Consider the following 20193-nt stretch of genomic DNA (forward strand, 5'->3'; position numbering starts at 1 on the left):
GCCACATCGGCGATCTCGACCCGCGGTAGCACCGCATCGGACCGTGATTGCCGGACATGCCGTCGGCGATCCGCCGTGATGCTCCCAGGCTGTCATGGCGTCGGCAGCGCGTAGCATGGTTCGCTTGCACAGAACTGACAGCACGTCCCGTCAACATCACACTCGCGGCAACGGAGATCCCGATCCGCACGGCGCGTCCGCTCACAGGGCACGCCGTGCCGATCGATCTCATTGGCTCGGCCACATCGGATATTTGGGCCCGCCGTAGTAGCGCATCTGGTGAGTACCCGGCGCATCTGTTGCGGTGGCACCGAGATCGCTCACGCATCCGGCAAGGCTGGCGCCAAGCCCAACGAGAGCGATCATCGCCGCAACTTTCAGTCTTCGTCTCGAGCCGATCATGCAGTCCCCCTGCCTCCTGGCGTCAATACTTCGCGACCACCGCGTTGCCGCCGAACTTGAAGTCGAGCCCGACCATCACGGTCGAATAGGTGTTCGCCACGGTGTACGGCAGCACACCGTTGGTCGGCGCATCGCGATGGAACGTGCCGTAGTCGAAATAGCGATACTCGAACTTTCCGATCAGATTGTTGGTGAACGCATAGGCGATGCCACCGCCGGCGGTCAGGCCGCTCCGTGTGGCCTTGAACGTGTCCACGCCGACGCCGGGATTGGTGTTGGTGTGCGTCAGCTCGCCATAAGCCCAACCGCCCGTGAAGAACAGCAACAAGCGGTCGACCGCGATGCCGCCGCGCCCCCGCAGCGTGGCCCCCCAGCCCAGCTTTGTCGCGTCGTTCCAGCCGAGTGCGAAATTGTCGTTGCCCTTGATGTCAGCGCCAAAGCCGTCTGCTTCGATACCGACGACGATGTCGCCGCTCTGCCAGTTGGCGCCGATCTCGCCGCCGCCGAAGCCGCCCGTCGATTCGTAGTTCGCCGTGAAGTTGGCGAAGCCAACCGGGCCGGTGGCGTTGTTCACGTTGTGATTGCCGAGCCCCCAGCCGCCGAAGACGCCGACATAGAAGCCGGACCAGTCATAGGCCGGCGCCGCGACTGGCGGAGCCTTGCCGTAGATCGGCAGATCGGCGCCAAACGCCGGCGACATCGCCGTCAATGCGCCCAATGCAACCGTTGTGAGAAGAATCTTTTTCATTGTTTGCCCCTGTCGAATGTCTCTTCCGAAGCGGGTGGCGCTCGCGGCGCCACCCGTCCGCAGAATCAGAAGTGGATGATGATGTCAGCCGAACCGATGATGGCCGTCTTCTTGTTCGGGGGAATGCCGAAGTTGGCGTTACCGTTGAACGCCGGCGCGTCCAGCGCGTGATACACCGACACTTCGGGCCGGATCTCGATCTGCGGCGAGAACCAGTGCTGCCAGCCGATCCCCGTTTCGACGTAGCGCGTCTTCACGCCGGTACGCTGTCCCTGCTTGTCGTCGAACCACTCGAGACGATAGGAGATGTTGTCCATTTTCGTCGGGCTATAGTTCACGTAGGTCAGGAAGGTCTGGACCGACGCCGTGCACGAGAGTTGGGTTGCGTTGCCGCAATGCGCGCCGAACGGTGCGTTCCAGGGCATGACGTCGAGCGAGAACGGTGTACCGCTGGCCACGAGCGCGACCGAGGCAGGATTGTCGAGGTTGAGCACGTTGTTCTGGTGCTCGTTGTAGGTCTCGAACGAGATGTGCCACTGATCGTTGAACTTGTGATAATAGGTCAGCCCGTACCACTGGAGATTGTTATAGCCCCAGGTGCCGTTGTTGATGCCGTTGGCGATCACGTAGACGCCGTCATTGCCGCTGTCGGTCACATAACGAACGGCCGCACTGAAGGTCGGCTGCGCGACGGGATCTTTCAGCATGGTGCTGTCCGGAAACAGCGGATTGGGATTCGGATTGGCGATCTTGGCGCCGACATGCCAGGGCATCGCTTCGGTGCCGACCGAGAATCCTCCCTGGATCATCCAGTTCTTGTTCAGCGCGAGCGAGGCGTTGATGCCGGTGTTCGTATAGTTGTCGAACGTATACGTCATCGAATGCGTATACATGTAGTTGTTCGGCGCGAGTTGCGCCTCGATGTCCGGGATCGAGATGTAGCGGCCGAACCTCAGCAGAAGGCCGTCGGCCAGATAGGGAATGAAGACCTCGCCATAGGCCATCGGCATGTCATAGCCGTAGTTCCTGTTCTGCTGAAGGAGCTGATTGCTCCACAAGCCGTAAGCCGTGGTGTAGCGGTAGTTCTCGCCATAGATCGGCGCGATGCGGAAGCCCCAGTCGATGTGGTCCTTCTGGACTGTGTCGGGCAGCCGCTCGATATAGACCACGGCCTGATCGAGCTGAACCGTGTTCGGATTGTAGTCGTATGCCGCCGGCGAATTGCCGCCGCGGACGGTGTTGTTGCTGAGGTTGCCGCCGGCGTTGACCCAGCCATAGACCTGAATGTGCGCATCGTTCATCCACTGCCCGACGGCCGTGTTGCTCATCGCGTTCATCAGTGGGCTGTCGACCGAGTTCGGACGCGTGACGCCGATTGCGGTCGCACCGCCATAGGGCCATTCGGTGAACGGCATCGGCGGAATGCTCTGCGGTGTCGCAGGCCATCCGTCGCGGCGCGACGCCGCTGCCTTCGGATCGGACGGCGCGGCCTCATGGCCCCATTCGAGCCGATAGTAGTTGATGAAGCGGGTCATGAAGTCCTGACCCAGATAGGAATCCATGCACGCATAGTTCTTGTAGGGATCGCAGAACGTCTTCCCCACGGGCGGAAGCGTGTCCGCTGCATTGGCAGCGCCGCCAATCCCCATCGCGACCAGCGATACGCCCGCCAAAAGATAGTTTCTCATCATATTGCCCCAAGCTGTTGGACCGACGCCTTCCAGGCGCTCTTTCGGTTTGGTTAAGCTTCAGGTGCAATCTTTCGTGAGGCAGGCAAAAAAAAGCGATGCGGTTTCCGGCGCGCGTTCGTTAAAATAAAATAGCGCGAGGCGCCTCGCGGGCATCATTTGCATTCGTAAGCATCAGATGCTCACCGCGTTTGCTCAAATCGTCAGCGAAAAAGTGGTCTTTTGCCGTTAGAACGATGATGCAGCGCAAACGTTCACTTCAAGCTGTGTCATTTTCGTCATAGTGCGCGACGCGCTGTGCTCGACTTACTCGCAACCAAGCGCCGTCTGCTTACCACAGCTATTATTTTGCTACGTATGTGCGCCAGATTGTCGATCGAAGATATATGCCTGGACTCGCTAAGCTCGCCACGTAGGCAAATTTGCTTCGCGAGGTTTGATCATGGAAGCCGTGACTTGTGCAGCGCGCGCCAGCGACAACACAACAGCGGACGGTGTCGCGTTCGACCTCGGCTTCCTGCCGAATCACCTGACGCGGCAATGTTGCAGCCTGATCGAAACGTATCACGAGGTTCACGGCTTCGCCTCATTGCCCAATATGCTTTGGCACTTTCGCATGGGCCCGCTGATCGAACGGCACACTGAGCTTCGCCGAATCCTGCGCCGCGCCTCGACGACCCGCAGCTCGAAGAAGGCCAATGACGGCTTCGTCCAGATCGCGACCACGATTCTCTCCCTGGAGATTCTGGCGAGCAGCTTCGCCGGATGGAGCGCGATCTATCCGGTCGCCGGCGAGACCGCGCGTGACGTCCTGAAACAGAGTGCGCACGGGCCGCATATGCCGCTGATGGACTTCTATCTCTATCCGCCCAAGCAGATCAGCGCCGCGGCGGTCGCGGCCCTTGCGCTGCCTCAGACCCGCTCGGCCGACGAAGCCGGCCTCTACCGGGCATCCAGGCCAGAGCTTCTCGGCGAGAAGCGCGCCCTGCAATATGCGAGCTTGGTCCGGCAGGCATAAGACGCCTCACAGCCACGAATCGCGGCGTTGCCCTGAGGCCCGGTACAATCGTTGAGGGAATCAGATCTCGACTTCGCCTGACGCGGAGTCCAGAGCGAACTTATTCCGTAGAATTACGGAGGCTATGGCTATTTCTTTTTTATGTTGGACCACTCCCAACATCATAGATTTTCTACGTCGATCTGGAACATCGTTCCATCGCCGGGTAGTTGACGACATCGAAGAGTCTGCATCACGACATTGAACGGGTTCTGGTGCACGCCGTTGGTCGACGCATGCCGATAGCAATCGAATTTCCGAACATTGTCCGATCGGGTCTTGTTTGACCATTGATCCCGTTGCGGCCAACGCGGCCGGAGCCGGATCTTTCGATGTCGCCGTCGGCAAGGGCATGTACGTACTTTGATTCTTCATCCACCTCTGGGCCGCATGTTTTCGATGACGAGCGTGCGGCAGACCGATTCCAAATTGCCATCCTCGGGGATACCGGTCCTGGATGAGGTCGCGTCGCTGCGTGTCGTCGTGTGGCGCAACGTGATCCCGGTGTTGCTGTCGGTTCTGAGCATCGGACTGGTCACCACCGCGCTGTTCGCACTCAGCACGACCTTGGCGTCAAGCCTGGTCCCGATCGCCTACCTCGTTCCAGTCATGTATGCTGCGACTCGATGGGGCGTCTGGCCGGCAATGACGGCATCGATCACGGGCACGGCAGCCGCGGATTTCTTCTTCTTCGAACCTCTTTACAGCTTTCGCGTCGACAACCCGCAGGAGGCGGTCGACCTCCTGCTGTTCCTGATCGTTGCGCTGGTCAGCAGCAATCTGGCCTCGCGGCTGCGCAAGGAAACGGACACGTTGCGACAGCGCGAGAAGGAGATGCATGCGCTCTATGACTTCTCGCGTCGCCTCGCCTCCTGCTTTACGGTCGCGGACTTGATTTCCGCCATCCGTCAACATTTCGAGGGCGCCTTCGGCCACGCGGCAACTTTGTTCGTGACGACCGCGGACGGGAATTTCGAACCGCCTGAGTCCCGCTTCGCGCCACTTTCAGTGCAGGCAACTGCGGCAGCGATGAATTCCGGAGCGGGTCCAGGGTTGCAGACCATCGTCGACGAGCAGCGCGGCGAGATCTGGCTGCTCAGGGCGATCTCGTCAGATTCCGCTATTCACGGCGTGATCGCGGTCAATATCGGTCTGGGTTCCCAGCCAGCGATTGAACGGCGGACTCGACGGATCCAATCAATCCTCGACGAGACCGCGCTGACGCTGCAGCGCCTCGACATCGGCAAGGTGATGGAGAGCGCGCGATTGCGCCTGCAGGCGCAAATGTTACGCGACGCCTTCCATGGAACACTGTCGCACGAGCTTTGCACGCCGCTCGCGGCGATCCAGGGTTCGGCGAGCGTGCTGGAGACCATTCCAGCCATACGTGGGGACGCGCGCACAAGAACGCTGGTCGAGGCGATCTCTGACGAGGCGAGCCATCTCGACGGCTATATCAGCAACCTGCTCAGCGCGACTCGCGTCACCGCGGGCGGACTGAGCCCACGCCGCGAATGGGCGGACCCCAGGGATATCGTCAACGGCGCCATCACGCGCCGCGCGCGACGGCTTTCGGCGCATCGGATAGAGGCAAATTTCACAGATGATCTTCCGCTGCTCCACGTCGACTCGGGCCTGGTGGAGGAGGCTTGCGGGCAGATCCTGGAGAACGCCGCGAAATATTCGCCGTCCGGTTCGACGATCACCGTGGACGTGCGTTGCGAGCCCCGTCGCGTGCACGTCGTCGTGTCCGATCAGGGCGTCGGCATCACCGCCGATGAACAGCAAAAGCTTGGCCGGCGATCCTTTCGAAGCGCGCGACATCAGGCGTCGGTGCCGGGGTCGGGCCTCGGTTTCTGGATCGCCTCGACCTTCATCCAGGCCAATGAGGGCGTGATCACGGTTCATAGCCGCGGCCAAGGACAGGGAACGACGGTATCGATCTCCCTGCCCGCGCTCGAGCCATCCACCTCCGAACCGATCGCGCTGACAGATGAGTAAGCCCGCAAACGTCGTTCTCCTGATCGACGACGAACCGAAGATCAGGCGCTTCCTCCGCGCCGGCTTCGAGCTCAACAGCTTCGCCGCGCTCGAGGCCGAAAATGCCACCGAGGCATTGAAGCTCGCGACCTTCAGTTCACCTGACCTCATCGTTCTCGATCTGGCGCTACCCGATCTTCACGGCGCGGAGGTGCTGGAGCGGATCCGTGCGTGGTCCAACGTGCCGATCATCATCCTTTCCGTCGCTGCCGGCGAGGACGAGAAGGTACGTCTGCTCCAGGCCGGCGCCGACGATTACGTCGTCAAGCCGTTCGGCATGGCCGAACTGCTGGCGCGAAGCGAGGCCGCCCTGCGGCGGTACTTCAAGTCGGCGACGGAAAATCCGGTCGTGGTCGCAGGCCCGCTGTCGGTCGATCTCGTGACCCGTACGGTCTCGCTGAACAACAATCTGGTCCGCCTGACCCGCAAGGAATATCGGCTGCTGCACGTTCTCGCCATGCATGTCGGCCTCGTCGTCACCCACGATCAGCTCCTGAAGGATATCTGGAACGGCAATCAGCGCGACAACATCCAGTACCTTCGGATCCTCGTGCGCAAGCTTCGCCAGAAGATCGAGGCCGACCCCAACCAGCCACGTCTCCTGGTGACCGAGTCGGGTGTCGGCTATCGCCTTCAGAACCGTCAGGACGCCGCGCCGGTGGCGGCACGGGTGAGTTGATGCTTCGCCCTTCTCCAAGACGATCCTTTTACGTCGTCGTGTCCTGGTCCGGCGATGCAGGTCAGGATTGGTCCTGGGAGATCCGGCGCAAGCGCAGGCCGATGGGCATCAGGCTTCGTGAAGCCGGGTTTCGCTCGCACCGGGCCGCACACGAGGCCGGACGCGTCGCGCTCGAAGATTTCCTCAACGGACTGGTCATCGAGCGCGCCTCGCGATCCGCGCTCTGACCAGGGCTGCCCCATACCTTGCGCCGCCCGCGAGTGCTGGCATGCCTGCGCACGACGCGCAGAACACCCATCGTATAAAAATAATATATTTCCATTCCCGAACCGCGTAGCTTGCCCAACAAAAGGGCGAGTGCCGTGGACTTCCTCATTCAAACATTTAGCGTTTTTGGCATCGACGCCCAGTACTGGATGCTTGCGGGCGCGGCCGTTGTCGCAATCTTCATCATCTTCGCCTGGCGAACGCGCGACAGGAATTGACGGGATTGCGCACCGGACCACCGGCACAAACACAGTGATACAATCTCAGGCGACCTTCGACGTATCGCGCGGCCATGTCCGGCGTCTCAATTTACCGAAACCACTCCGCGAGTCCGGAAGCTATTTTTCCTTAATCTTTTTCGGCATTTTGCGATGTCGCGAGCGTACAACGCGCGCGCAAAAAGCGACCTCTGCGCGCTCAAGCAGCCCTTTCGGCATCGCGGAATCCGTGCGCTGTCCCTAACATCATCTCCGAAGATGAATTGGCCTCATGGCCATGCAGGGGGCTCGAATGTACGGACGATTGAAATCTCTTGTTGTCGCAAGTGTGCTGATCGGGCTCGGCGCGGCGAGCGCCGCAGTCGCTGCCGATCTGCCGTTGAAGGCGCGGCCAATGGCTGCCGCTCCGCTCTACAACTGGACCGGCTGCTACCTCGGCGCCAATGTCGGTGGCGGCTGGACACGGGTGAATACGGCCCGCGCGCTGGACGTCGGCGGCCTGGCTGCACCGAACGACTACGGCCGCGAGAAGGACAGCGGGGTGATCGGCGGCGGCCAGGTCGGTTGCGATTTCCAGACCGGCAATCTGGTGTTCGGCGTCGGCGGCAGCTTCGATTTCGGCAACATCAAGGGCAGCCACGCCTTGACCGACTTCCCCGCCTTCTCCGAAGCGAACAACCTGAAAGAGATCTACACCGCGACCGGCCGCATCGGCTATCTCTGGACGCCGCAATTCCTCGGCTATCTCAAGGGCGGTGCGGCCTTCATTCGGGAACGCAACCAGGTCTTTGCGCCCGGCGGCGCGCTGATCGAGTCCGCAAGCTTCATGCAGCCCGGCATGACCATCGGCATCGGCGCCGAATGGATGTTCGCGCCGAACTGGTCGGTCTTCGCCGAGTATAATTACATGTGGTTCCTCGACGACAGCGCGCGGGCCTTCACACTGGCCGGCGGCGGCGCGGGTGAAGTCATCAACGTCCAGCAGCGTGCCTCGACCGCGCTGGTCGGCGTCAACTACAAACTCCATTGGGATGCCCCTGTCGTCGCCAAATACTGAAGTCTCTCGGCAAACCTCCAACCCCTCGAGCCCCGGTACGTCCGGGGCTACTTTTTGAGCGAGGCTTCGGTTCAGGCCAGCCCTCCAATTGTCCGATCTGTGCAACGCCACCAGGGATGGGGAAGTCTCATGGGTTTGCGCTCTTGGCTTCTCATCCTGGTGACGGCCGCCGTCGCGCACGTCATTCTTCATGCCTTGGATCGCCAGATCGACGCCGGCATCCATCGCCTGTCGGAGGCAACGATCAACCATCCTGGTGCAGGCAGCAGTGCGGAGCCCGACCTGAGATCGGTGACGGCACGAAGCGCCTACATGCGCAACGAACGTTGAACACACCCCAACCTCGTCCCGACCCTATGCCGTTCCTATGAGATAATCCTGCCTGTCCCCTCGAAATCATACTGGCCGCGAACGATATTGGTCGCGCCATTCAAGGCAACTTCTCGTTCCAGTGCGCCCGCGCACCTACTGTAAGGAGTATCTTCGTGCTCCACCCCGCTCCCTTCACCGATCGCGACCAGGTGGTCGAGACCATGATCTCGCTCACCCATCTGTCGAATCTCAATCGCGCGATCGTCGCGGGCCGTGGTAGCGCCGAACTCTATCAGGCGCTGCGCCAGCGCGGCTTCACCCGAATTGGACTGCCCTCCATCTTCTTGCGTAAGCCGGCCTTTTCCGTCGGCCTCATCACCGTGCAAGACATGTTCAGTGAGTTCGAGATGGCGCTGTCCCAGATCGCACCATCTCTCGGCACGACCGCTGCAATCGCGGTGCTGATCAAGTCGAACGAGGCGGGCTTCGCGCTCAAGGTCCGCAAGAAGCTCGAACAGCTCGGCTTCCGAATCGAGGCCGGGGTCAGATGCCGTCAGGGCTTCGTGATGTCCGCCTACCGGCAGGATTCTGCCCAGATGAAACGGGCGGCCTGAAACGCGAAGCTGCGGCTGATTCCGTCTATATGAGTTTCCTATGCGGCGACGCCGCAGGCGCTCTCGCTTTCCTACATCCCGCACGTCATCATGCCGCAGCAGGCAGGTTGCGGCGAACGATCGCGATGTATTGGGAGCCTCATGACGTCGCCCTACTACCTCGCCATGGCCGCCTTGTTGGACCTGGTGACAACGTCCTCCTCCCTGATCGGCGCCGCGATCGGACTTCACGCTCCCTTTTCAAAGCGTTCCCAAGCGCCGCACCTCAATCTGTGTTGCCAGCCCTGGAAACGACGCCAGCACCCCCTCAATCGCATTGCAGCGCGAGCAGACGAAGAAGCGGCCCGGCTGCTCGGGATCCTCAAATCCGGGCTTCAACAGGAACAGGCGATCTCCACTCATGTCCGTTCTCCCGAAGTCGACGTAAACTTCAATGGCCGAACAGCCGGTAGCTCCGATCCGCATCGCGCAAGTGCCGGCTCTCATTGGTCCAGCCTACTGCACGCCGATAGCTGCCGAGCACTGCGGCTTCCTTCAACGCGGCGACGTCGACCTGTTGCGGCGCGTCGGCGAATGGCGAAACGAACAGCGCATCCTCGGGGCAGTAGAGCTCGCACAGGAAGCAGGTTTGGCAATCGCTCTGGCGCGCGATCCTTGGAATGTCGTCGGTCTTGTCGAAGACATTGGTGGGGCACACGTTGACGCAGATGTCGCACGCCGTGCAGCGCTCGGCATCGATGACCTCGATCATTCCGCGGCCTCCGCGTACTGAGAGGAACGCAGCGGGCGCGCCGAGGTCCAGACGTCGTCGAGCCCTCCGGTCGTCACGTAGTGGCGATAGCGGTCGTCCTGCTCGGGATAGTCGTCGCGGCGATGCATACCCCGGCTCTCCTGACGCGCCAGCGCGCTCCGATACATCCAGCGCGCCGTTGCGAGCATGGCCGTGGCCTCACGTGCGCGAAGCAGATCCTGCTCGTCTGACGCGCCGGCATTCGATGCCTCAGACCAGAAGCCGTCCAGACGCCATAACGCCTCGCTGAGCCGCCCGGCTTCGCGGAAATAGTTCAGCTCGTACGGAAACACCTCGTCCTGAACGTTCCGGGCGAGCTTGTCAGCCTGAAGCGGTCGCCCACCGCCGGAGCGAAGCGCAACGCTGCCGCACCGAAATGCCTGACGCCCGCTTGTGGTGCCCAGTTGATGCGCGAATTCGGCCGCGCCCTGACCGGCCCAATACCCCGACGACATTGCCCAGGCCGCATTGTGGCTGCCGCCCCCGGTGAAACCACCGCAGATCAGCTCGCGGGTTGCCGCGTCGCCCGCAGCGTAGAGACCGGGAACGGTAGTCGCGCAGCTGTCGTCAACGATCCGCAGGCCGCCCGTGCCGCGGACGGTCCCCTCGAGGCGAAGCGTGATCGGAAAACGCTGCGTGAACGGATCGAGGCCGGTCCGGTCGAACGGCAGGAAGAAGTTCGGCTGAGATACCCTCATATGCCGCTGGGTCTCGGCGTCGGCCTCGTCGAGCCGGGCGTACACCGGGCCCTTGCGCAACGCCCGAGCAATAATCGACCGGCCGCCCTTGGATGACGCCCCTGGGATCACACTGCCTTCCTCGTCGGTGAAGCTCGACCAGCTGTAGAACAGGGTCTTGGTCACGGAGCCGAATGCCGGCGAGATAGCATAGGCGTTGGAGAACTCCATGCTGGTGAATTCCGCGCCGGCCTCGGCCGCCAGGAGATAGCCATCGCCGGTCAGAACGTTCGAGCCCAACGTCTTGCTAAGGAAGGCGCATCCGCCGGTGGCGATCACCACAGCCTTCGCATTGACCACCCAACGGTCGCCTTTCTGCCGTCGCAGGCCTGCGGCGCCGGCCACCACGCCGTTCCCATCCACCAAAAGCTCGAGCGCCGGCGAGTGATCCAGAATGGTGACGCCGGCTTGCTTCGTTCGCTTGCGCATCAGCCGCATGTATTCCGGACCCTGGAGCGAATTCCGCTGCGGCTTGCCGTCGTCATCCGAAGGATAAGGATAGCCCCAATCGGCGAGCTGGTTGCTCTGGGCGTAGGTCCGGTCCAGCACGCGCGCCATCCAGCGACGGTCCTGGAGGTGGCCACCGAGTTTCTCACGGCTGGTCATCGCGGCCTCGCGGCGCTCCGGAGCGGGGTCGACGTACCAGACACCGGTGCCGGCCGCCGCGGTCGCGCCTGAGGTGCCGCAAAACCCCTTGTCCGCCAGCACGACGCGCGCGCCGCGGCCGGCGGCGCTGATCGCCGCCCATGTGCCCGCGGGACCGCCACCGAGCACCACCACATCGGCATCGAACACGACGGATCCTGCCGAACTCGATAGCTTCTCGGCACGGCCAGGTGGGTTTGTCATCGCTCGTCTCCGGATTGAACCTGTTCAGAACGCGGGTATCTGACCCGGCAGCTTGTCCTTGATGGTCTGGCGGACCGTATCGTTCTGATAGGCGCGCACCAGCTTCGCGACCCAGGGAGCATCCTTGTCCTTCTCGCGAACGGCGATGAAGTTGTTGTAGGGATTGTTGACCGAGGATTCGATTGCGATGGAGTCCTTGCGGGGAATGAGGCCGGCGGGGACGGCGTAATTGGTGTTGATGACCGCAGCATCGACGTCGTCCAGGCTGCGCGGCAGTTGGGCGGCGTCGATTTCACGGATCCTGAGCTTCTTTGGATTTGCGGTCACATCGAGCGCGGTCGGCAGGATCCCCACGCCGTCCTTGAGCTCGATCAGCTTTTCGGCCTGAAGCAGCCGCAGGGCCCGGCCACCGTTCGAAGGATCGTTGGGGATGCCGATCGACGCCCCCTCCTTGATCTCGGCAACCGACTTCGCCTTGCGGGAATAGAGCCCGATCGGTGCGACGATCGTCTCGCCGACGGCGACGATCTTGTATCCCCTGGTCTTGATCTGGTTGTCCAGGAACGGCTTGTGCTGGAAGGCATTCGCATCGAGATCGCCGACATCCAGCGCGGCATTGGGCAACAGATAATCGTTGAAGACGACGACCTGCACATCGAGGCCGTCCTTGGCCGCGATCTCCTTCACCTTCGCCCAGATGATTTCGGCATCGCCGCCCGATATCCCGACCTTGATCTTCTGATCCGCGGAGGCCGGCGCGGTGAATAGTGCAAAGGCGGCCATCACGAGCAACAAGCGACGTCTCATGGTCTACGATCTCCTTATCGAGCGATTATCTGTTCCGACGTCTAGCCGACGCGGGCAACCAGGACGTCCGCCGTGGCATCCGCGAACTCAGACGACATGTCGTTGAAGAGAGCAAGTTCCTGAACCGTCGCAGCACGCGGACGATGGTTCGAACCCTTGGAGCCTTGAAGGAAGAAACGATCCAGAGCCTGCACAAACCCCGGCGAGCCTGCAATCTCCGATGCGTGCCTCTCACTTCCCGCCACGAAGGCAAAGCTCATCTGATTGACGTCGACGACATAGATCATGGTGCAGTTTCCCAACGGACGGCGCTCTCCTAGCTGCTGAACCCCGCCGGGATGAAGGCCGGGATCTTCTCTTCGATGAACTGCTTCACTTCCGGCGAGTTGAACACCTGGATAAATGCCTTCAGGCGCGGATCGTCCTTCTTGTCGGGCCGGGCCGTGAAGCGCAGCACGAGCCCGTCATCAACGGTGCGGTCGATGATGAGCGCAGATTTGGGATCCCCGCCGGCCGGAATGAGGTAGGTGATGTTGACGAGCGCCAACGTTACGTCGTCGAGCGACCGATAGGTTTGGGCGGGGTCGAGCTCGACGATCTTGAGGTTCTTTGGATTCTCGATGATGTCGAACTTGCTGACCGAGAAGCCCTTACCGGGCGCCAGCTTGATCAGCCCGGCCCGCTCGAGCAGGATCAGCCCGCGTGCGCCGTTGAGCGGCTCGTTCGGAATGGCGACGCTGTCGCCGGACTCGATGTCGTCGAGCTTCTTGATCTTCTTCGAGAACAGACCGACCGGCGCAATGACGCCGACTTTGTCGACCTGCACAAGGTTGAAGCCGCGCTGCCTATTCTGAAGCGCGAGATAGGTTGCATGCTGAAACAGATTGGCGTCGACGTCGCCGCTGTTCACGACCTCGTTCAATGCCACCCAGTCCGACAGCTCGACGATCTTGACGTCCTGCCCTTTCTCCTTGGCGAGCTTGGCGGCAAAAGACGCCAATTGCCCAACCGGGCCGGCGCTGGTCGCGATCTTCAGCGGCTCGCCGGCGAAGGCGGCCGCCGTGAGAGCAAGCCAGAGACCTGCGGCCTGGGCGGTGCGACGAAGAATTTTCATGATCTCAAGTCCCGTTACGATTCAGATGATGTGCCTCACGCAGCCTTGCGCGCCCCAACGTCGGCCTGTGCGAGCGCCTGACCGAGATCCGCCAAGATGTCGTCGGGATGCTCGATCCCCACCGACAGGCGTACGTAGCCGGGCGTGACCCCGGCGGCGAGCTGCTCGGCTGCGGTCAGTTGCTGATGCGTCGTCGATGCAGGATGAATGGCTAACGACCTGGCATCGCCGATATTGGCGACGTGATAGAACAGCTTGAGCGCGTCGACGAAGCGACGGCCGGCCTCGACGCCCCCTTTCAGCTCGAAGCCGACCAGCCCGCCATAGCCGCCCTTCAGATAGGCGTCCGCCCTGCGCCGGTTCTCTCCGTTTTGCAGACCGGGGAAGATCACGTTCGCGACCGAGGCGTGCTTGGCGAGGAAGTTCGCGACCTTCACCGCATTCTCGTTGTGCTGGCGGATGCGCAGCGGCAAGGTTTCGAGGCCCTGGATGAACTGGAAGGCATTTTGCGGCGCGATCGATGCGCCGAGGTCGCGCAGCAGCTTGACGCGGGCTCGCAAGATGTAGGCGATCGGGCCAAGCGGCTTCGCGGCCTCAGTCCAGATCGCGCCGTGGTAGGCCTCGTCGGGCCTGTTCAGAAGCGGAAAGCGATCGGCATGCGCGGCCCAGTCGAAGTTGCCTCCGTCGACGATGGCGCCGCCGATCGCGGTGCCGTGGCCTCCGATATACTTCGTGGTCGAATAGACCACCACCGCAGCGCCATGCTCAAACGGGCGTGCGATCAGCGGCGACGCCGTGTTGTCGAGGATCAGCGGCACGCCAAGCGAGCGGCCGATGTCCGCGACCTCCTTGATCGGGAATACGTGCAGCTTGGGATTCGGAAGCGTCTCGCCGAAATAAGCGCGCGTCTTGGCGTCGGTCGCGCGACGGAAGTTTTCGGGATCGGCGGGATCGACAAAGCGCACTTCGATGCCGAACTGCTTCAGGGTCTGCGATAGCAGCGTCCAGGTGCCGCCGTAGAGATCGGTCGAGGACACGATATTGTCGCCGGCCTGGGCAATGTTGAAGATCGCGAAGGCGGAAGCCGTCTGTCCAGAGGCAACTGCGAGGGCGGCCGCCCCGCCTTCGAGTGCAGCAAGCCGATCCTCAAAGGCCTGCTGGGTTGGATTGCCGATACGGGTGTAGATCGGTCCGAGCTGCTCGAGCGCGAACAGGCGCGAGGCGTGATCGGCGTTCTCGAACTGGAACGACGTGGTCTGATAGATCGGAACCGCGACCGCGCCGGTGGCGGGGTCGGAGCGGTAGGATCCGCCATGCAACGCCAGCGTCTCGAAGTTCCGGGTCTCCAAGGTCATCTGCAATTCCCTTTCGATCTCGAGAGCGCGCCATGCGCGGCAAGCCGTGCTTGTCGACGAAAATGATGCGGTCGGATTCTGCTGCTGTCGAGCGTGTCTGAAAAATAGCGATGCGCGTGCTGCGTCATTGCAGCTTCGCAACGCGTTTGTTCCCGGTCTTTCGCTGAATTGGAAACAAACTCGCTCGCGCAAAATGTTAAAAATGCTCACGCGAAGAGATGTTCTTTGCAATTGGCGATTGGGCCCGACCATGACGAGACCGCGCGAGCTGCGCTTTAACGCTTTCAACATGACTGCGCCCAGCCACAATTGGGCGGGCCTGTGGTCTCATCCGCGCGATGCGTCCATCGACTACAACACGCTCGATTATTGGGTCGACTACGCCAGGACCGCGGAACGCGGACTGCTCGATGGCATCTTCCTGGCAGATGTGTTCGGCGTTTACGACGTCTATGGCGGCACGGCCGATACCGCCGCCCTGCATGCGGTGCAGCTTCCGAACGCGGATCCGACGCTGCTCGTATCCGCCATGGCGCTCGTCACCAGCCATCTCGGCTTCGGCATCACATCGAACCTGACCTTCGAGCATCCCTATCAACTCGCACGTACGTTTTCGACGCTCGACCATCTCACCAAGGGCAGGATCGGTTGGAACATCGTCACGGGTTATCTCGACAGCGGCGCGCGTGGGATGGGCCTTCCGGCTGGCCGCGCCCATGACGAGCGCTATGACGCGGCCGAGGACTTTCTGACCGCGGCTTACAAGCTATGGGAGGGAAGCTGGGAGGACGATGCGGTTCGCCGCGACCGCGGCAGCCGCGTCTTCACGGATCCCGCTAAGCTCCACCGGGTTCTGCATGATGGTCGCTACTTCAAGGTTGACGGCATCCATCTCGCCGAGCCCTCGCCGCAGCGAACGCCGTTGCTGTATCAGGCCGGCACCTCGAAGCGCGGCCGCGCCTTCGCCGCCCGGCACTCGGAAGCGATCTTTCTCAACGGTCAGACCAAGCCAATCCTCGCACGCGCTGTCCGCGAGATTCGAGAAGCGGCCAAGACCTATGGCCGCGATCCCTACGACATCCGCCTGTTTGCCGGCGCGACCGTGATCGTGGCGCCGACGCGGTCCGAGGCGAATGATCTGCTCGAGGACTACGCACGGCATGTCGATCAAACCGGCCAGCTCGCCTTGTTGTCGGGCTGGACCGGCATCGACTTCTCGACCTACCGGCCCGACCAGCCGATCGAATATGTCGAGAGCAACGCCATCCAGTCGATGGTCGAGAATTTCACGGTCCGGAGCGACCGGCCGGTCAATGTCGGCGACCTCGCCAGATTGAGCCGCGCCGGCGCCCGCTCGCCCTTCGTGGTCGGCTCGCCGCAGGACGTCGCCGACGAGCTGATCGCTTGGGCTGACGAGACCGACGTCGACGGGTTCAACCTGTTCCGCCTGGTCGCGCCGGAGTCGCTGAACGCCTTCGTCGACCTCGTGGTGCCGGAGCTGCAATCGCGCGGCGTCTACAAGACCGCATATCGCGACGGCGCGCTACGCGAAAAGCTGTTCCCGGGACGCGGCCCGCGGTTGCACACGACACATCCCGGCGCGAGCTTCCGGCGCGCGCCTTCGACGACTGCGCTCCAATCCGACGCCGCCGAATAGCAAGGACGGAGCTCACGCCTGCGTGCGATGCTCGCGGAACGCGGCTGCCAGCGCCCCCAAGGCGGCCCGTGACCGCCGATCGGTCAAGGACGAATGAAGCACGATCTCGGACGGCGGCAGCTTGGGAAGCCCAAGCTTCTCGCCGATGTCGATGGTGCCACTCGGCGCGATCCGATACGACAGCGGCGCGATGGCGAGCCCCGCCACGACGGCGGCGTGAACCGCCGAAGAGCCGCCTCCCAGGAACACCTCGATCCATTTGATGCCGACCGCATCCAGCGCCTGCGTGGCTACGTTGCGCACGCCGCAGGTCGGAGCCAGCGCAGCCAGACGTAAGGGCTCTCCCGGCCTGTGCTCGAACCCCTGCGCCGCAAACCAGCCGAAGCGCTCACGCGCCAGCGTCTCGCCATCACGACGATCGTCCTCGCGCTGGACGATGGCCGCATCGAGCCGTCCCTGGTCGAACAGGTCGAGGAGGTTGCGCGAATTGTCGAGCTGGACCTCGATGGTCAAATTTGGATCGTGCGCGTGGAGACGTGACAGCAGGGCTGGGACTTCCGGCCCGGCGACATGCGCAGCGATACCAAGTCCGAAGTGACGCGGAGACGCATTGAGCCCCGCGATCGCGCGTTCGTGAGCAACGATCAGCTCCCGCGCGCCCTGCAGAAAGGCCGTCCCTTGCGCAGACAGCCGGACCGATCGCGGTGTCCGCTCGAGCAACCGATGCCCGATGCGATCCTCGAGCCGCTTCAGCTTGACGCTGATCGCGCCCTGCGTCGTCCCCAAAGCCTTGGCGGCACGCGTGAAGCTGTGAAGGTCGGCCACCATCACAAAGGCTCTGACGGCATCGACATCGAGCGAGAGCATTCCATCATCCGGCTTTGTTGTCTCTGAAATCTATATCGATCGGATTTTGTTGTGGTCAAGGGCCCCCTATGTTCGCTCAGCCTGAAGCGGGCCTAAGCGCACGGGACACCAATCCCTCCCGGAGCGAGCGATGGCGCATGCGTGCTGGCAATCGACACCATGTTTGGAGGTCACGGCCTTGACGGTCTTATCATCACGACGAAACACGATCGCCCTTGCCGCAGCCTGCCTCGCGTCCCTCATGTTCGGCCTGGAGATATCCAGCGTACCGACGATCCTGCCGACGCTCGAGACGGTGCTGCACGCCAGCTTCCAGCAGCTGCAATGGATCATGAATGCCTACACGATCGCGGTCACGACGGTGCTGATGGCAACCGGCACGCTGGCAGATCGCTATGGCAGAAAGCTTGTATTCGTGGTCAGCATCGCCGTGTTCGGCCTCGCCTCCCTGATCTGCGGTCTGGCGGAAGACGCGCTCCTCCTCATCGTCAGCCGCTTCCTCCAGGGCATGAGCGGTGGTGCGATGCTGATCTGTCAGGTCGCGGTTCTCTCCCATCAATTCCGGGAAGGCCCCGAGCGCGCCCGCGCCTTCGCCGCCTGGGGGATCATCTTCGGCATCGGTCTTGGTTTCGGACCGATCATCGGCGCGACGATCGTCGCGGTCTCCGGCTGGCAGTGGGTGTTCCTGATCCACGCATTCATCGCAATCGTCACGATCGCGCTCGCCGTGACCGGCGTGCGGGAGTCGCGCGATCCCGAGGCAAAGCACCTCGACATCGCAGGCATTGCGACGCTCTCGACGTCGGTGTTCTGCGTCGCCTTCTATATCACGGAAGGCCCCGACTTCGGCTTCACTGGCCCAACCGGCCTTACGGTCGCCGCGACGGCCGTTCTGAGCTTCATCGCCTTCGTGTTGGCGGAGTTGCATAGCGCCCGCCCGATGTTCGACTTCTCCGTGTTCCGGATACGCGCCTTTTCGGGCGCGCTGCTCGGATCGGCCGGCATGAATTTCAGCTTCTGGCCCTTCATGATCTACCTACCGATCTTCTATCGCAGCGCCCTTGGTTACGACAACGTCGCAGCTGGCCTTGCGCTTCTCACCTACACGCTTCCGACGCTTGTGATTCCGCCGCTCGGCGAACGGATATTGCTGAGGTTCGGCGGCGGCATCGCCATTCCGGTCGGCCTGTTCGTCATCGGACTTGGCTTCATGCTGATGTGGGCCGGTAGCGGCGTTGAGCATGTTACCTGGTTGACACTGGCACCAGGATGTCTGCTTGCGGGCGCTGGCCTTGCCCTCACCAACACACCGGTGACCAACGTCACGACGGGAGCGGTGTCGAGCACGCGAGCCGGCATGGCATCGGGCATCGACATGAGCGCCCGCATGATCGCGCTCGCCATCAACATCGCCTTGATGGGCTTCATCCTGATCGCCGGCATTTCCTCCCGGCTGAGCAGCGCGCTTCCCGGTGCGCTCGATGCCAGCCATCTGCAACACCTTGCGGAGCGGATCGCCGGCGGCACCGCAGGCATGTCCGACTTCCCCGAGCTGAGCCTCCTGCCGGCAGCGGAAACTGCCGTGCAAGATGCGCTGATCCACGGCTTCAGGCTGATGATGCTCTATGGCGGACTGTCCGTCTGGATCATGGCGCTGGTAAGCTTCGCGATTTCCGGCGAGAGCTATGCCGCACGGAAGCGCTCCGCGCAGAACAGCGATGAGCCAAGCTGTGTTCCCCGCTCATCGCCCTGCTCGGATGCGTCCAGGCAGTGCGCTACGACAACATCCTTTCCGCGCCGATAACTCCATTCTCAATTCCGAACGCACGAGAGAATGTTCGTTCCCTTCTGCGCCCGACTGCGAAATTGCCACGCGGACCCGTTTGCCGGCAAAGTGAGCCGTCCAGTCTCCCCAAACAGAGGTCGAGACGGCAAGGCAGTTTCGTTGAACAGGATACCCGAAATGCATCATCTCACGTTCCGCCTGCGAGCCCTTGCCGCGGTTGCGCTCGGCTTCTTGGCCGTGGCGTCCGTTCAGCCCGCGAGATCCGATGAGATCCGCATCGGCTATCAAAAGTCCTCGATACTAACGGCGATCCTGAAGACCAACGGGGGGCTGGAGAAGGCGCTGGCTCCGCTCGGCGTCACCATCTCCTGGCACGAATTCACCAGCGGCCTGCCGCTGCTGGAAGCCATCAACATCGGCAGCATCGACTTCGGCGCCGACGTCGCCGACACCGTGCCGATCTTCGCGCAAGCCGCGGGCGCCAAGCTCGCCTATGTCGCGGAGGAAGCAGCCTCGCCGGCGGCGCAGGCGATCGTCGTTCCACAGTCTTCAACTATCAAGACCATTGCTGAGCTCAAGGGCAAGAAGATCGCCGTCACCAAGGGTGCCGGCAGCCACTATCTGCTGCTTGCGGCGCTGGCGAAATCCGGGCTCAACTTCAAGGACATCACGCCCGCTTATCTGACACCCGCCGACGGCCGCGCTGCGTTCGTTAGCAACAACGTCGATGCCTGGGTGGCCTGGGATCCGTTCCTGACCAGCGCCTTGCACCAGACGAAGGGCAGCATCCTGACGGACGGTAGCAACGGTCTCGCGAGCTACAAGCGCTACTATCTCGCCTCGGCCGCTTATGCGGACAAGCATGCCGAAGTCCTCGACGTGATCTTCGCCAAGCTCTCGGTGACCGGCAAATGGGTGAAGGCGCAGCCGAAAGACGCGGCCACGTTGCTGGCGGGCCTCTGGGGGATTGACGCGGCGACCGTCGAAGAGGCCAACAGCCACCGCTCCTATCAGGTGGGCGCGGTGACCGGCCCGGGCCTGTCCGAGCAGCAGCGCATTGCGGACGCGTTCCACGCCGAGGGCCTGATCCCCGTGAAGATCGATACCACGGCGATCAAGATCTGGGCGCCGAAGGGGTCCTGACTTCCG

21 protein-coding genes and 1 pseudogene are annotated in these 20193 nt (G+C 62.4%); 11 read left to right on the forward strand and 11 right to left on the reverse strand.

The genetic code is table 11. The features are described 5' to 3' along the window. Positions 1-228: 228 nt before the first annotated feature. From ABIB95_RS00385 to ABIB95_RS00395, 3 genes are all read right to left on the reverse strand, one after another. Positions 229-402 carry a hypothetical protein gene (locus ABIB95_RS00385; protein WP_354237509.1) on the reverse strand — a complete coding sequence of 58 codons (174 nt, stop codon included), beginning with the start codon at positions 400-402 and terminating at the stop codon, positions 229-231. Between the two features lie 22 nt (positions 403-424). Continuing rightward, positions 425-1150, reverse strand: coding sequence for an outer membrane protein (locus tag ABIB95_RS00390; protein WP_354237510.1), 726 nt, complete (start codon positions 1148-1150; stop codon positions 425-427). Between the two features lie 65 nt (positions 1151-1215). Then, entirely contained in the window at positions 1216-2838 is a 1623-nt protein-coding gene (locus ABIB95_RS00395; protein WP_354237511.1) for an outer membrane beta-barrel protein, read from the reverse strand. A gap of 442 nt (positions 2839-3280) precedes the next feature. Between ABIB95_RS00395 and ABIB95_RS00400 the strand changes: the two genes are divergently transcribed. The 8 genes from ABIB95_RS00400 to ABIB95_RS00435 all read left to right on the forward strand — a co-directional run bounded on the left by ABIB95_RS00400 (position 3281) and on the right by ABIB95_RS00435 (position 9082). Then, on the forward strand, positions 3281-3856 hold the full coding sequence (locus ABIB95_RS00400) for a hypothetical protein (RefSeq protein WP_354237512.1): 576 nt from the start codon (positions 3281-3283) through the stop codon (positions 3854-3856). Positions 3857-4294: 438 nt separating this feature from the next. Then, complete coding sequence (locus ABIB95_RS00405; protein ID WP_354237513.1) at positions 4295-5896, forward strand: DUF4118 domain-containing protein; 1602 nt, start codon at positions 4295-4297, stop codon at positions 5894-5896. After that, entirely contained in the window at positions 5889-6614 is a 726-nt protein-coding gene (locus ABIB95_RS00410; RefSeq protein WP_354237514.1) for a response regulator, read from the forward strand. The genes ABIB95_RS00405 and ABIB95_RS00410 overlap by 8 nt, the downstream gene beginning before the upstream one ends. Continuing rightward, positions 6614-6841 (forward strand): hypothetical protein, encoded by a 228-nt coding sequence (locus ABIB95_RS00415; RefSeq protein WP_354237515.1) that lies wholly within the window; start codon positions 6614-6616, stop codon positions 6839-6841. Before ABIB95_RS00410 ends, ABIB95_RS00415 begins: the two co-directional genes overlap by 1 nt. Before the next feature lie 135 nt (positions 6842-6976). Continuing rightward, entirely contained in the window at positions 6977-7099 is a 123-nt protein-coding gene (locus ABIB95_RS00420; protein WP_354237516.1) for a hypothetical protein, read from the forward strand. Positions 7100-7391: 292 nt separating this feature from the next. After that, positions 7392-8156 carry an outer membrane protein gene (locus tag ABIB95_RS00425; RefSeq protein WP_354237517.1) on the forward strand — a complete coding sequence of 255 codons (765 nt, stop codon included), beginning with the start codon at positions 7392-7394 and terminating at the stop codon, positions 8154-8156. Between the two features lie 129 nt (positions 8157-8285). Continuing rightward, positions 8286-8486: a hypothetical protein gene (locus ABIB95_RS00430; protein ID WP_166352105.1), complete on the forward strand. Its 201-nt coding sequence runs from the start codon at positions 8286-8288 to the stop codon at positions 8484-8486. Positions 8487-8641: 155 nt separating this feature from the next. Beyond that, entirely contained in the window at positions 8642-9082 is a 441-nt protein-coding gene (locus ABIB95_RS00435) for a hypothetical protein (RefSeq protein WP_081369286.1), read from the forward strand. Positions 9083-9334: 252 nt separating this feature from the next. Here ABIB95_RS00435 and ABIB95_RS00440 read toward each other — a convergent pair. The 7 genes and pseudogenes from ABIB95_RS00440 to ABIB95_RS00470 all read right to left on the reverse strand — a co-directional run. After that, a pseudogene (locus ABIB95_RS00440) lies at positions 9335-9484 on the reverse strand (DUF3088 family protein); the annotation flags it as partial. 28 nt (positions 9485-9512) lie between these two features. Then, the gene (locus ABIB95_RS00445) at positions 9513-9833 is read right to left on the reverse strand and encodes a 4Fe-4S dicluster domain-containing protein (protein ID WP_063984159.1); all 321 of its coding nucleotides are present in this window, start codon (positions 9831-9833) and stop codon (positions 9513-9515) included. Next, positions 9830-11458, reverse strand: a complete 1629-nt coding sequence (locus tag ABIB95_RS00450) for an FAD-dependent oxidoreductase (RefSeq protein WP_354237518.1) — start codon at positions 11456-11458, stop codon at positions 9830-9832. The genes ABIB95_RS00445 and ABIB95_RS00450 overlap by 4 nt, the downstream gene beginning before the upstream one ends. 24 nt (positions 11459-11482) lie before the next feature. Next, positions 11483-12265 carry a MetQ/NlpA family ABC transporter substrate-binding protein gene (locus ABIB95_RS00455; RefSeq protein ID WP_354237519.1) on the reverse strand — a complete coding sequence of 261 codons (783 nt, stop codon included), beginning with the start codon at positions 12263-12265 and terminating at the stop codon, positions 11483-11485. Positions 12266-12306: 41 nt separating this feature from the next. Beyond that, positions 12307-12552, reverse strand: coding sequence for a hypothetical protein (locus ABIB95_RS00460; protein WP_259257967.1), 246 nt, complete (start codon positions 12550-12552; stop codon positions 12307-12309). A gap of 29 nt (positions 12553-12581) precedes the next feature. Further along, positions 12582-13379 carry a MetQ/NlpA family ABC transporter substrate-binding protein gene (locus ABIB95_RS00465; RefSeq protein WP_354237520.1) on the reverse strand — a complete coding sequence of 266 codons (798 nt, stop codon included), beginning with the start codon at positions 13377-13379 and terminating at the stop codon, positions 12582-12584. Between the two features lie 35 nt (positions 13380-13414). Continuing rightward, the gene (locus tag ABIB95_RS00470) at positions 13415-14734 is read right to left on the reverse strand and encodes an O-acetylhomoserine aminocarboxypropyltransferase/cysteine synthase family protein (protein WP_354237521.1); all 1320 of its coding nucleotides are present in this window, start codon (positions 14732-14734) and stop codon (positions 13415-13417) included. Between the two features lie 250 nt (positions 14735-14984). On the opposite strand from ABIB95_RS00470, the gene ABIB95_RS00475 reads away from it, so the two are divergent. Continuing rightward, entirely contained in the window at positions 14985-16391 is a 1407-nt protein-coding gene (locus ABIB95_RS00475; RefSeq protein WP_085404154.1) for an LLM class flavin-dependent oxidoreductase, read from the forward strand. 12 nt (positions 16392-16403) lie between these two features. On the opposite strand, the gene ABIB95_RS00480 is transcribed toward ABIB95_RS00475, so the two are convergent. Next, the gene (locus tag ABIB95_RS00480; protein WP_085404155.1) at positions 16404-17258 is read right to left on the reverse strand and encodes a LysR family transcriptional regulator; all 855 of its coding nucleotides are present in this window, start codon (positions 17256-17258) and stop codon (positions 16404-16406) included. Between the two features lie 130 nt (positions 17259-17388). Between ABIB95_RS00480 and ABIB95_RS00485 the strand changes: the two genes are divergently transcribed. Both ABIB95_RS00485 and ABIB95_RS00490 read left to right on the forward strand, forming a co-directional pair. After that, positions 17389-19062, forward strand: coding sequence for an MFS transporter (locus ABIB95_RS00485; RefSeq protein WP_201266246.1), 1674 nt, complete (start codon positions 17389-17391; stop codon positions 19060-19062). Positions 19063-19221: 159 nt separating this feature from the next. Next, positions 19222-20187, forward strand: coding sequence for an aliphatic sulfonate ABC transporter substrate-binding protein (locus ABIB95_RS00490; RefSeq protein WP_354237522.1), 966 nt, complete (start codon positions 19222-19224; stop codon positions 20185-20187). Positions 20188-20193: the final 6 nt, after the last annotated feature.

It is taken from the genome of Bradyrhizobium sp. LA2.1 (genome assembly GCF_040547725.1).
Classification (GTDB): domain Bacteria; phylum Pseudomonadota; class Alphaproteobacteria; order Rhizobiales; family Xanthobacteraceae; genus Bradyrhizobium; species Bradyrhizobium barranii.

Coding starts and splice junctions, on each gene's coding strand:
- ABIB95_RS00385 (WP_354237509.1), bottom strand. CDS start 402: ATGATCGGCTCGAGACGAAGACTGAAAGTTGCGGCGATGATCGCTCTC.
- ABIB95_RS00390 (WP_354237510.1), bottom strand. CDS start 1,150: ATGAAAAAGATTCTTCTCACAACGGTTGCATTGGGCGCATTGACGGCG.
- ABIB95_RS00395 (WP_354237511.1), bottom strand. CDS start 2,838: ATGAGAAACTATCTTTTGGCGGGCGTATCGCTGGTCGCGATGGGGATT.
- ABIB95_RS00400 (WP_354237512.1), top strand. CDS start 3,281: ATGGAAGCCGTGACTTGTGCAGCGCGCGCCAGCGACAACACAACAGCG.
- ABIB95_RS00405 (WP_354237513.1), top strand. CDS start 4,295: ATGACGAGCGTGCGGCAGACCGATTCCAAATTGCCATCCTCGGGGATA.
- ABIB95_RS00410 (WP_354237514.1), top strand. CDS start 5,889: ATGAGTAAGCCCGCAAACGTCGTTCTCCTGATCGACGACGAACCGAAG.
- ABIB95_RS00415 (WP_354237515.1), top strand. CDS start 6,614: ATGCTTCGCCCTTCTCCAAGACGATCCTTTTACGTCGTCGTGTCCTGG.
- ABIB95_RS00425 (WP_354237517.1), top strand. CDS start 7,392: ATGTACGGACGATTGAAATCTCTTGTTGTCGCAAGTGTGCTGATCGGG.
- ABIB95_RS00430 (WP_166352105.1), top strand. CDS start 8,286: ATGGGTTTGCGCTCTTGGCTTCTCATCCTGGTGACGGCCGCCGTCGCG.
- ABIB95_RS00445 (WP_063984159.1), bottom strand. CDS start 9,833: ATGATCGAGGTCATCGATGCCGAGCGCTGCACGGCGTGCGACATCTGC.
- ABIB95_RS00450 (WP_354237518.1), bottom strand. CDS start 11,458: ATGACAAACCCACCTGGCCGTGCCGAGAAGCTATCGAGTTCGGCAGGA.
- ABIB95_RS00455 (WP_354237519.1), bottom strand. CDS start 12,265: ATGAGACGTCGCTTGTTGCTCGTGATGGCCGCCTTTGCACTATTCACC.
- ABIB95_RS00460 (WP_259257967.1), bottom strand. CDS start 12,552: ATGATCTATGTCGTCGACGTCAATCAGATGAGCTTTGCCTTCGTGGCG.
- ABIB95_RS00465 (WP_354237520.1), bottom strand. CDS start 13,379: ATGAAAATTCTTCGTCGCACCGCCCAGGCCGCAGGTCTCTGGCTTGCT.
- ABIB95_RS00470 (WP_354237521.1), bottom strand. CDS start 14,734: ATGACCTTGGAGACCCGGAACTTCGAGACGCTGGCGTTGCATGGCGGA.
- ABIB95_RS00475 (WP_085404154.1), top strand. CDS start 14,985: ATGACGAGACCGCGCGAGCTGCGCTTTAACGCTTTCAACATGACTGCG.
- ABIB95_RS00480 (WP_085404155.1), bottom strand. CDS start 17,258: ATGCTCTCGCTCGATGTCGATGCCGTCAGAGCCTTTGTGATGGTGGCC.
- ABIB95_RS00485 (WP_201266246.1), top strand. CDS start 17,389: ATGGCGCATGCGTGCTGGCAATCGACACCATGTTTGGAGGTCACGGCC.
- ABIB95_RS00490 (WP_354237522.1), top strand. CDS start 19,222: ATGCATCATCTCACGTTCCGCCTGCGAGCCCTTGCCGCGGTTGCGCTC.